General features: G+C 74.7%; 1 protein-coding gene and 1 pseudogene. Both read right to left on the minus strand.

Features of this window, described 5'->3' with window-relative positions; translation table 11 throughout:
• Nucleotides 1–822: serine hydrolase domain-containing protein (locus tag AC1DU6_RS32580; protein ID WP_477862385.1), on the minus strand; the 822-nt coding region annotated here is incomplete at its 3' end.
• Nucleotides 823–872: 50 nt separating this feature from the next.
• A pseudogene (locus AC1DU6_RS32585) lies at nt 873–1,036 on the minus strand (tRNA dihydrouridine(20/20a) synthase DusA); the annotation flags it as partial.

Genomic DNA, 1,036 nt, shown 5'->3' on the forward strand with positions numbered 1-1,036 from the left:
GCTTTCGGGCAGGTGCAGCCAGCCGCCCGGTACCGGCGCGGCGTCGCCCTGGTGGCCGGCCGCCACATCGCCACCGGCGCTTTGGCGCTGCAGTGCGAACGTGGCATGGCGCAGGCCAAGCGGCTGGAACAGCCAGCGCTGCATCAGCGGCTCGAAGGCCAGCTTCTGGCTGTCCTGCATGGCGATCTGGGCCAGCGTGTAGCCGCCGCCGGAATAGCGCAGCTGCTCGCCGGGCGGCAGCACGACCTCGGGCCGCGGCGTGTTCGTGCCCGGTGCCGCGGTCGCCACCTCCAACACTGTCGGCACGGGGCCGGCCTGGGCGTAGCCGGGGTAGCCCCCCGGCGTGATGCCCGCGGTGTGCGCGAGCAGCCCGCGCAACGTGACGGGGTGATCGGGCGTCTGCCGGCCCGCAGGCAGGCGCAGCGACGTGAGCAGGCCGTTGACGTCGCGGTCCCAGTCCAGCCGGCCAGCGTCCTGCAGGCGCAGCGCGGCAAGCACCGTGACGGGCTTGGCCAGTGAGCCGGCCTGGAACAGCGTGGCGCAACTGACAGCCGGCGCCTGCATCGCACGGCGGCCGTACACGGCCACCCAGTCCACCTCACCGCCGCGCAGCACCGCCACGGCCAGGCCGGGCACGCCGTGCTCGGCCATGCGGGCGGCCAGCGTCCGCGGCTGCTCCTCGCCGTCGAACACCACCGCAGGCAGCAGGCCCTGCTCGACGGCTTGCCGGCGGGCGGCAGCGCCCGGCTGTTCTTTGCAGGGTGCGGCATGGGCACTGCCCGCCACGGCGAGGCACAGCGCCAGGGCGGCGGTTCGGGTCATGGAAGGATGCATGCTCACATGCTCGCCGAGGGCCGCGCCGCGGCCGGTCGTCATGCCGCGACCGACGTGCCTTGCACACGCGCCGCGTTGGCGCGCTCGGCCACCTCACGCGGCGGCAGGGTCTTCAGGCGATGGTCGCTCCAGACCTGGCGCCAGCGGCGTGCGCCGGGCGTGCCGTTCCACAGGCCGAGCGCGTGGCGCATCGCATGGGACC

It is taken from the genome of Roseateles sp. P5_B10, from assembly GCF_056400485.1.